This window comes from Serratia sp. PL7, from assembly GCF_945957435.1.
The window spans coordinates 404,197-414,401 of record NZ_CAMFLB010000001.1 but is presented as its reverse complement, the minus strand read 5'-3'; the positions used below and the strand labels follow the sequence as shown (position 1 = coordinate 414,401).

The window sequence follows — 10,205 nt, the reverse complement described above, 5'->3', positions numbered from 1 at the left end:
AATAAGTTATTTAATGTTCTTTATTTGCTTAATTAATCTTATGGTGTTTATTATTGAGATAATCTTTATTTGGCGCCGCAGTTTACTTACATTCATTTAGCATCTTGATTGCAATAGTAGGTTTCATTATGGAATGGCTGAACATCCTGATCGTTGAAGACGAAACGCCGCTGGCGGAAATGCACGCGGAGTTTATCCGCCAGAACGGCGGCTGCCGCCAGATTTGGCTGGCCGGCACCCTGGCGCAGGCGCGCGCCATGACCGAGCGCTTCAAGCCGGACCTGATCCTGCTGGACAACTTTCTGCCCGATGGCCAGGGCATCACCCTGCTGCGCGAACTGACGCTGAGCGGGTATCACGGCGGCATCGTGTTCATCACCGCCGCCAGCGACATGGCCACCGTGGCCGAGGCGTTGCGTTACGGCGTGTTCGACTACCTGATCAAACCGGTGGCCTATGACCGGCTGAGCCAGACCCTGCAGCGCTTCAGCCAACGCCGCGAAGCGCTGAAGGACAAAGCGCGCCTCAACCAGCGCCGCATCGACGAGATGTTCAACACCTACGCCCGCGGCGAACAGCAGGCGGCGCTGCCCGCCGGCATCGACGAGCTGACGCTGGGCAAGGTCCGCGCGCTGTTTGCCGAACCCGCCGCGCGCCACACCGCTGAAAGCGTTGCGCAAAAAATGGGGCTCAGCCGCACCACTGCGCGCCGTTATCTGGAGTTTTGCACCGCCGCGCAGCAGCTGCGCGCCGAGATCATTTACGGCAAGGTCGGCCGCCCACAGCGGATCTACCGCGCCGGCGAACCGCATTAACGGTTATTTGATCGCCCTTGCAAGGTTGCGTGTAACCGCTTTACTTTTTATGCGCCGGTCAGCATCTTGGTGAGCATCACCTAGCCGACAGGACGATCGCCGATGCCCGCTGCGCCCCTTGCTTCCCTGACCGAGATCCTCGCCCGCCGTGACTGGCAAAACCCGGCCTGCACCCACTACCGCCGGCTGGACGCTCACCCGCCGTTCGCCAGCTGGCGCACGGTGGAAGACGCGCGCGACGATGCCCCCAGCGCCAGCCGCCGGTCGCTGAACGGCGAGTGGCGCTTCAGCTATTTCCCGCGCCCAGAGGCGGCACTGGAAGGCTGGCTGCAGCAGGATCTGCCGGACGCCGCCCCGCTGACGGTGCCAGGCAACTGGCAGCTCGCCGGCTACGATGCGCCGATCTACACCAACGTGCGCTACCCGTTCCCGGTCGATCCGCCGCGCGTGCCGGAAGACAACCCGACCGGCTGCTACTCGCGCACCTTCAGCGTCGATCCGGCCTGGCTGGCCGCCGGCCAGACGCGCGTTATCTTCGACGGCGTCAACTCGGCGTTCTATTTATGGTGCAACGGCCACTGGGTCGGCTATTCGCAGGACAGCCGCCTGCCGGCGGAGTTCGATCTCAGCCCGTGGCTGCGGCCGGGTGAAAACCGGCTGGCGGTGATGGTGCTGCGCTGGTGCGACGGCAGCTATCTGGAAGATCAGGACATGTGGCGCATGAGCGGCATCTTCCGCGACGTCAGCCTGCTGCACAAACCCGCCGCGCACCTGAGTGATGTGCGCATCACCACGCCGCTGCATGACAGCTTTACCCGCGGCGAACTGGTGGTGACGGCGCGCGCCAACCGGCCCGGCCCGCTGCAGGTGCAGGTTCAGCTGTGGCGCGATGGCGCGCGGGTGGCCGAACGCACCCAGCCGCTCGGCAGCGAGATCGTGGACGAGCGCGGCGCCTATGACGATCGCGCCACGCTGCGCCTGCCGGTGGAACGCCCGGCGCTGTGGAGCGCCGAAACGCCCGCGCTGTATCGCGCCACCGTCGCCCTGCTCTCGCCCGAGGGGGAGATTATCGAGGTGGAGGCCTATGACGTCGGCTTCCGTCAGGTAGAAATCAGCGGCGGGTTGCTGAAGCTCAACGGACAGCCGCTGCTGATCCGCGGCGTTAACCGCCACGAGCATCATCCGCGCCACGGCCAGGTGATGGACGAGGCGACGATGCGCCACGACATCCTGCTGATGAAGCAGCACAACTTCAACGCGGTGCGCTGCTCGCATTACCCCAATCACCCGCTGTGGTACCGGCTGTGCGACCGTTACGGGCTGTACGTGGTGGACGAAGCCAATATCGAGACCCACGGCATGCAGCCGATGAACCGGTTGGCTGACGATCCGCTGTGGCTGCCGGCAATGAGCGAGCGCGTCACCCGCATGGTGCAACGCGATCGCAACCACCCTTGCATCATTATCTGGTCGCTGGGCAACGAGTCCGGCCACGGCGTAAACCACGACGCGCTGTACCGCTGGGTGAAAAGCCAGGATCCGACCCGCCCGGTGCAATATGAAGGCGGCGGCGCCGACACCGCCGCTACCGACATCATCTGCCCGATGTATGCGCGAGTGGATCAGGATCAGCCGTTCCCGGCGGTGCCTAAATGGGCGATCGGCAAGTGGATCGGCCTGCCGGAGGAACAGCGCCCGCTGATCCTGTGTGAATACGCCCATGCAATGGGCAACAGCTTCGGCGGTTTCGAGCGCTACTGGCGCGCGTTCCATGCACATCCGCGCCTGCAGGGCGGCTTTGTCTGGGACTGGGTCGATCAGGCGCTGATCAAACGCGACGAGCGCGGCCAAGAGTTCTGGGCCTACGGCGGCGACTTCGGCGACTCCCCCAACGATCGCCAGTTCTGCCTGAACGGGCTGGTGTTCGCGGATCGTACCCCACACCCGGCACTGTTCGAAGCGCAGCGGGCCCAGCAGCTGTTCCGCTTCGCCTTCGACGCCGCCTCGCTGACGCTGACCGTCACCAGCGATTACCTGTTCCGCCACACCGACAACGAACAGCTCAACTGGCGGCTGGAGCTGGACGGCGTGGAGCGCGCCAGCGGCAGCTTCGATCTGGCGCTGCCGCCGCAGGGCAGCACTCGCTTCACCCTGCTCGACCGGCTGCCGATGCTGCATCAGCCCGGCGAGCTGTGGCTGAACGTGGAGGTGGTGCAGCCGCAGGCCACCGACTGGTCCGAAGCGCACCACCGCTGCGCCTGGGATCAGTGGCGGGTGCCGCGCGCGCTGCATCCCGCCCCGCCGCCGGCGCAGGGCCTGCCGCCCACACTGACTGAAGACGAGCAGGGGCTGACGCTCACCCACGGCGACCAGCGCTGGCGCTTCGAGCGCAGCAGCGGCCACCTGACGCAGTGGTGGCAGAATGAACAGCCGCAGCTGCTGACGCCGCTGCGCGACGGCTTTGCGCGCGCGCCGATCGATAACGACATCGGCGTCAGCGAAGCGGACCATATCGATCCCAACGCCTGGGTCGAACGCTGGAAGCTGGCGGGCCTGTACCGGCTGGAGGAGCGCTGCACGCGGCTGCAGGCGGATGCGCTGCAAAACGGCGTGCAGGTGGTGAGCGAACACCAGTTCGGCGTGGACGGGGAGATTTTGCTGATCAGCCGCAAACAGTGGCTGTTCGACGCGTTGGGCGCGGTGAGCGTGAACGTGGAGGTCGAGGTGGCCGACGCCCTGCCGCCGCCGGCGCGCATCGGCCTGCACTGCCAACTGGCGACGGTGCAGCCGCAGGCGGAATGGCTGGGCCTGGGCCCGCACGAGAACTACCCGGATCGCTGCCTGGCCGCGCAACACGGGCGCTGGCGCCTGCCGCTGGCGGATCTGCACACGCCGTATATTTTCCCCGGCGAGAACGGCCTGCGCTGCGACACCCGCAGCCTGCGCTACGGCGGCTGGCGCATCGACGGCCGCTTCCACTTCTCGCTCAGCCGCTACGGCCTGCAACAGCTGATGGCCTGCAGCCACCAGCATCTGCTGCAGCCGGAAGCAGGCACCTGGCTGCATCTGGACGGCTTCCATATGGGGGTGGGCGGCGACGATTCCTGGAGCCCGAGCGTGCACCGGGATTACCTGCTCACCGCCGGCGTTTACCGCTATCAGCTGCGCCTGCAGCGGGCGCCCGAGGGCTAAATCTGCCAAAAAACTCAACGGGTTGCGCATTCTGTAAGCAAACAGTCACAGAATGTGTAATCCGCCTTTGACATGCCGACGGCGCCTCGCTATTATTCGCCCCGTTCACACGATTCCTCTGTAGTTCAGTCGGTAGAACGGCGGACTGTTAATCCGTATGTCACTGGTTCGAGTCCAGTCAGAGGAGCCATATTTAGAGAAGCCCGCTCAGGGAAACCTGAGCGGGCTTTTTGCTGTTGGGCGGATCATAATCGGTGATCCCCTACACTCTCTCTACCCGACACCGTTCAGCCATCCGTTGAACGGGTGAGTTTCTCCCATTGTTCAATTTCCTTACCTAGCGCCTCGAGCTTTTGCCGCACCAAACTTAATGCGTCACTGCCTAACAACAGATGCGTGGGCGGGTTCCCGCTCTCGATCAATGCCAGCATGGCGTGAGCCGCCTTAACCGGATCGCCGAGTTGCTTGCCGCTTTTTTCCTGGCGCGCCTGACGAACAGGTTCAAATAGCGCGTCATAGTCAGGGACACGGCGAGGGCTGCGTACCATTGAACGCCCGGCCCAGTCCGTTCGAAACGAACCGGGCGCCACGGCGGTCACGTGTAGGTTGAACGGGGCAAGCTCTTTACTTAAGGTTTCTGATATTCCTTCCAGTGCAAATTTGCTGCCGCAGTAATAGCTGATACCGGGCAAGGTAATGAAACTGCCCATTGAGGTGATATTGATAATGTGGCCGCGACGGCGCTGGCGCATGCCCGGTAGCACGGCTTTGATCATCGCCACCGCGCCAAACACATTGACGTCAAACTGGCGGCGCAGCTCTGCAAGCGGGGATTCTTCCAGAATGCCTTCATGGCCGTAACCGGCATTGTTCACCAGCACATCTATCGGACCGACGGCGGACTCTATCTCTCCAACCACCTCATCAATACGTTCATCGTCCGTGACATCAAGCAGATAGCCAAAAGCCCGCTGCGTATCGAGCGCGGCGAAAGCCTGCAGTGCTTCGCTGTTGCGCACCGTCCCTACAACCCGATGCCCCACGGCGAGGGCTTCTCGCGCCAGCGCCTGACCAAAGCCACTGCTGACGCCGGTAATTAAAATCGTTTTTGCAGATGCCATAAAAAGAACTCCCATGAACCATGAAGGTTGCATGGTATTCTCTTCCCTGCCGTATTTTTAGGCCGTATTTTCTCTTTTTCTTGCCTGATTTTATGAGGTGGTGGGATGTCCGACATGATTGCACTGATGAATAGACTTGCGGTGCAAGAGGGATACAACCTCACTGCCCTACCTGATGTGCGAATTTTGCGTTCCGATCGCCCGCTTGCCAGAACGCCGGTGCTTTACGATCCGGGGATCGTGATCGTCTGCCAGGGCAGCAAACGCGGCTATTTCGGTCAACAGACCTATTTATATGATGAGCAGCACTACCTGGCGGTTTCGGTGCCGGTGCCGTTTGTGATGGAAACCGACGCGTCGGCAGCACATCCGCTGCTGGCGATTTATATGCATCTGGATTTTCAGCTTGCCGCGGAACTGATGTTGCAGATTGAACAGCATGGCGCCCCGCATCCTCCCGTCGCGCCGCAAAGCATGATGTCGAGCCCCATGGACAGCGCGGTAAAAATGGCCGTACTTCGCTTACTTGACGTCCTGACCAACCCACTTGAGGCGGCGATCCTCGGCCCGGCGCGGGTGCGTGAGCTTTATTTCCGCGTGCTGACAGGCGCACAGGGCAATGCAATGCGTGCCGCGCTGGCCTTGCAGGGGCAGTTTGGCAAAATCGGTAAAGCGTTGCAGCACATCCATGCCGCTTACGCGGAGCCGTTAACGCTGACACAGCTGGCGATGATGGCCGGCATGAGCGTGCCAACCTTTCATAGCCATTTCAAGGCGATAACGCAGATGCCGCCAATGCAGTATGTGAAATCGGTACGCCTGCACCAGGCACGGATGCTGATGGTGCGCCAACAAATCACCGCCGCCGCCGCGAGTTACGCCGTTGGCTATGAAAGCCCATCGCAATTTAACCGCGAATTCAAGCGTCTGTTTGGCCTGCCACCGGCAGAGGAGATAAAGCGTATGCAGCGTCACTTCGCCATTCCGCCCGCGCAGCCTGCGTCGGTATTTGTTTCATCGCACTGAGGCTTATTTGGTATGGCAAAACGATAGTTCGCTTCTGGCGCCAGGCGGACCAGCACTTGGAGAGAAAATCCGCTATGAGCGAGGAGTGGAACTTCAGCTGATTTTTATACAGTTATTTTTCGAGTCGTTTTAGTTCTTTTACAGATGAGTGAACTTGGCTCCGACCATAAACAACCGAAGAGTAACAGCGACCAGTGTCATCAATTATCTGACAACGGCACTGAAAAGGCTCACCTGCGGTTGAGCATTTATTCAACTGCTCGTGTTTAGCATTAACGTTAAAATCGAGCGTAATACTAGCTTCACTGACCCAAATATCAGGAATTTGTTGCTTTCTTAACAAATGTCCAAGCATGCCTACATAGTGGAGTTCAACATAATGTCTCAGATTAAAGTGCGGTAAGCTTTTAGGGGGAGTAAGGAAAAAATCTATCGTAGTGAGTTTGTTATTGATAGCCAATAACTTTAACTGACCAATAGCCCAGTATCCTTTAAAATCGTTGTTACGGCTCACAAAGCTCTCATTAAGAGCATTAGCTATGCCCTGCAATTCAATTCGGCGTGCCATTCCCCCCCCAATTGCTTGGTAAAAATTATGGCAGCAACTGTAAGCTCTACTGATACCTCGTGCCAATCTTTAATGTGCTTTTCGTGATTCTGAACTGCCGCTAAGTAATCAATATGCTTGGTTTTTACGGTGTCCGCTCCTGGCACAAAACTGCCCCGGCGGATCACCTACTCAACAATCTCCACAAGCACCAAAAGGCCCGCCCCCAGGCAGGCCTTTATCCCTCCGCAATGTCTCAGGCCCCATCCCGCTCCGCAACCCGCGCCATCAATGCCCCCAGCAGCGCCAGGTCGACAAGCAACGCCAGCGCGAAACAGGCTCCCTTTATCCCCGGCGCGGCATAGGTTTGCACCAGCGAAGCGGCAATCACTACGGCCACGATAGTCACCACCGTCGTCAGCCTGCACGCCACGGCGAACGCCGCTTTCTCCCCCACTGCCGTGCGGTAGGCGACGCCCTGCCCCAGGCCGCCGAGGGCGATGCCCAGCAGCAGGGCCGGCCAATCATGGCCGCCGAACAGCATCAGCAGCGTCAATAGCCACCCCACCGCTGCCAGTAAAAAGCCGTAGCGAAGAATCGCCAGCGCAGGCCGGTTCCGCAGCGGCCGTAGACGGGCCAGTGCGGCGCCGCCGAGAAACGCCAGCGCCAATGCCGTTAGCAGCATCAGGGTCGCGCCGATGCCCAGCAGATTTTCGGTCTTCAGCAGCAAGGCGCCTGCCGCGGCCGGCACGCTGAGCGCCAGGGCGCTCGCCGCCGCTCCCGTGTGTGCCATGGCGCCCAGGGCACCGTTGTTGATATAAAGGCTCATCGTTCACTCCCGACATGATGGAAATGATGAAATAAATTCATTTCCCTGTTCACATGTCAGTAGCCTATCTCTTGTATAATCGCTCAGACAAACTCATAGTTTTCAGCCTTGGATGAGAATAATTCAGCCATGAGAAAAACCCGTTTGCCGCCGCTGGGCGCGCTGCGCGCCTTCCACGCCGTGGCCGGCTGCCGCAGCTTTAAACATGCCGCCGAAGCGCTGGGCGTCAGCGCGACGGCAGTCAGCCACCAGATCAAGCTGCTGGAGTCGGTGCTGGAATGCCGGGTGTGCGAGCGCAGCGCGCAGGGCGTCAGCCTGACCGAGACCGGCGAGATCCTGTATGCCGGCACCCAGCGCGCCTTCGCCGCGCTGGAGCAGTCCGTCGCCCAAATCACCCGCGCCCAGCATCCGCCGGCGCTGACCGTCACCACCACCTCCAATTTTCTCACCCACTGGCTGGTGCCGCGCCTGGCCGATTTCAAGGTGGAGTTTCCCGCCATCGATCTGCGCCTGCACACCAGCGTCGAGCGGGTCGATCTCAGCCAGCGCACCGTGGACGTCGCCATCCGCTACCGCGAAACACCGGAAAGCGATCTGCACTGCACCTTGCTGCATGAGGATCGTTTTATCGTGGTGGCCAGCCCGGCCCTGGCGCTGGAGCGCATCGAGGATTTGCAGCGGGTAACGCTGTTTCACGTGGAACATCGGCAGGTGCCCGCCGATGCGCCGACCTGGGAAAACTGGCGACGGCGCTACGGGCCGGAAGGGTTGAACGTGGAAGCCGGGCTGACCTTCAGCGACGAAACCCATGCGCTGCAGGCGGCGGTGGCGGGCCAGGGGGTGGTGATCGCCAGCCGGCTGCTGGCGCGCGATTTGTTGCAGCGCGGCGTGCTGGCCGCGCCGTTCGAGATGTCGTTACCCGGCGCCAACTACTATCTGGTGGCCACCGAAGAGACCGCGCAGCGCCCCGATATCATTGCGCTGCGCGAATGGTTGCTGCAGCAAATGGCGACGGGCTAACGGCGCTCGGGGGCGATCTCCCCCAGGCGGATCGCCACGCCGATCGCCTGCGCGGTGGTGGCGGCGCCAAGGCGTTGGCGAATGCGGCGCAGGTGGTTTTCCACCGTGCGTTCAGACAGGCCGAGCATCGCGGCGATATCCGCCTGCCGCCGGCCAATGGCGGTCCAGCTCAGCACTTCGCGCTCGCGCGCCGACAGCCGGCTCCCCCCCTCACCGGCTGCCGGTTCGAACAGCCGCCGCGCCGCCAGAAAGGCCGCCGAACCCACGAGCGACAGCGCCAGCCGCACCGGCGGCGAGGTGTCGATGCGCTCGCCCCCCAGGCTGACGGCGCCCTCCAGGCCGGCGGGGCCGAACACCGGGATCTGCACGCCGTGCAGACCGGCGCCGCGCGGCGTGCGCACAACCCGGTAGCGCTCGCCCTGCTGCGCCCGGGTTTTGGTCCAGAAGAACGGCTCGCTGGCCCGCAGCATGTGCCGGGTCACCGGGCAGTGCCGCACGTAGGTCAGCGCATCGACCGCCTCGCCGTCGCCGAACCAGTCGCCTTCGACCCAATAGATATGCTCGATCCCCGCTTCCGCCGTGGCGGAAGCGGAAAACAGCACAAAGCGATCGAAGCCGAACGGCGCGGCAAAGGCGCGAACCCGCCCCTGAATGGCGGACAGGGTTCGCTCGTGGTCCATCGCCAGCGCCGTCTGGAAAGCGTGCTGCGCGATCTCGTCGCTCATCGCGTGGCGACGTCGGCCAGCAGCGTCTCTGCCGCCAGTTTGCCGAGGTTGTTGGAAGCCAACGGGCTGTCGCCGGTCAGCAGGCGCCGATCTTTATGCACCTTGCCGGTGATGTCGGCGTTGACGATCTTCACGCCCCGCTCGCGCAGGCGTTCGCCCACCAGCCAGGGCATCGGACCGGGAATATAGCCGATGTCGATGTTGGCGCCGGTATCGAGCGAGTCCGGGAACACGCACATCTCATAGCCACGATAGAGGAAATCCTCTTTGTTCTCGCCGATGCCCGCCGCCAGCAAACCGGCCGGCCCGTGGCACAGCGAAATCACGTAGCGATCGTGGTCATGCGCCCAGTGCAGGGTCTTTTTCACCTCTTCGCTGAACGGGATATCATTGAGCACGCCGTGGCCGCCGGGAATGAAAACGCCGAGGTAGTTGCCGCCATCCAGATCCTTCACCACTTCCGTCAACTTTTTCGGCTGCTTGAGTTGGCTGCGGTACTTCTCGTAGGTGGCCTTGACCGCTTCATCTTCATGCGGGAACGCCCACATCTCCAGCTTCACCGGATCGCCGGACGGCGTGGCGATGTCGATCTCGAAACCGGCGAGATCCAGGTGATACATCGGCAGCAGCATCTCGACCGGATGGTTGCCGGTGGAGAAGAACTTGCCGTTTTGCATCAGCAGGTAACGCTCCTGCGAGGCGATCATCAGCACCTTCCACTTGCCGCCGCGATAGGCGTTCGGGTAGCTGGCACCCGTGAAGTCGGTTTTGGACGAGGTGTACTGGCTGAGGGAGTAAGGCGATGGGAAGAATGCGTTGTCTTCCGCCACATCCGGGGTGGGATTACGATCGTTGGATACTGAATCAGTCATGATTATCTCCATATTCACCGTTGCATTTCTCTTTCAGCTTAAATAACCGCCGGCGGGG

General features: G+C 61.6%; 9 protein-coding genes and 1 tRNA gene. 5 read left to right on the top strand and 5 right to left on the bottom strand.

What is annotated here, in order from left to right:
* Positions 1–128: 128 nt before the first annotated feature.
* The 3 genes from dpiA (at position 129) to N6G83_RS01970 (ending at position 4,197) form a co-directional block, all read left to right on the top strand.
* A complete protein-coding gene (gene dpiA / locus N6G83_RS01980) occupies positions 129–815 on the top strand; it encodes a two-component response regulator DpiA (protein WP_149570539.1) in 687 nt (228 codons plus the stop codon).
* 102 nt (positions 816–917) lie between these two features.
* On the top strand, positions 918–4,007 hold the full coding sequence (locus tag N6G83_RS01975; protein WP_260514511.1) for a beta-galactosidase: 3,090 nt from the start codon (positions 918–920) through the stop codon (positions 4,005–4,007).
* A gap of 114 nt (positions 4,008–4,121) precedes the next feature.
* Positions 4,122–4,197, top strand: a tRNA-Asn gene (locus N6G83_RS01970).
* 97 nt (positions 4,198–4,294) lie between these two features.
* On the opposite strand, the gene N6G83_RS01965 is transcribed toward N6G83_RS01970, so the two are convergent.
* Positions 4,295–5,128: an oxidoreductase gene (locus N6G83_RS01965; protein ID WP_197813478.1), complete on the bottom strand. Its 834-nt coding sequence runs from the start codon at positions 5,126–5,128 to the stop codon at positions 4,295–4,297.
* Between the two features lie 105 nt (positions 5,129–5,233).
* Between N6G83_RS01965 and N6G83_RS01960 the strand changes: the two genes are divergently transcribed.
* A complete protein-coding gene (locus N6G83_RS01960) occupies positions 5,234–6,154 on the top strand; it encodes an AraC family transcriptional regulator (RefSeq protein ID WP_260514509.1) in 921 nt (306 codons plus the stop codon).
* A gap of 112 nt (positions 6,155–6,266) precedes the next feature.
* On the opposite strand, the gene N6G83_RS01955 is transcribed toward N6G83_RS01960, so the two are convergent.
* Together N6G83_RS01955 and N6G83_RS01950 are read right to left on the bottom strand one after the other, a co-directional pair.
* Complete coding sequence (locus N6G83_RS01955) at positions 6,267–6,722, bottom strand: hypothetical protein (RefSeq protein ID WP_147823997.1); 456 nt, start codon at positions 6,720–6,722, stop codon at positions 6,267–6,269.
* 235 nt (positions 6,723–6,957) lie between these two features.
* Positions 6,958–7,530, bottom strand: coding sequence for a hypothetical protein (locus tag N6G83_RS01950; protein ID WP_197824106.1), 573 nt, complete (start codon positions 7,528–7,530; stop codon positions 6,958–6,960).
* A gap of 129 nt (positions 7,531–7,659) precedes the next feature.
* On the opposite strand from N6G83_RS01950, the gene N6G83_RS01945 reads away from it, so the two are divergent.
* Positions 7,660–8,550, top strand: a complete 891-nt coding sequence (locus N6G83_RS01945) for a LysR substrate-binding domain-containing protein (RefSeq protein ID WP_197824107.1) — start codon at positions 7,660–7,662, stop codon at positions 8,548–8,550.
* On the opposite strand, the gene N6G83_RS01940 is transcribed toward N6G83_RS01945, so the two are convergent.
* On the bottom strand, positions 8,547–9,275 hold the full coding sequence (locus N6G83_RS01940) for a PA1136 family autoinducer-binding transcriptional regulator (protein ID WP_260514504.1): 729 nt from the start codon (positions 9,273–9,275) through the stop codon (positions 8,547–8,549). The two genes, N6G83_RS01945 and N6G83_RS01940, sit on opposite strands and share 4 nt — an antisense overlap.
* Positions 9,272–10,147, bottom strand: coding sequence for a glyoxalase III HchA (gene hchA, locus N6G83_RS01935; protein ID WP_043143133.1), 876 nt, complete (start codon positions 10,145–10,147; stop codon positions 9,272–9,274). The genes N6G83_RS01940 and hchA overlap by 4 nt, the downstream gene beginning before the upstream one ends.
* Between the last annotated feature and the right edge of the window lie 58 nt (positions 10,148–10,205).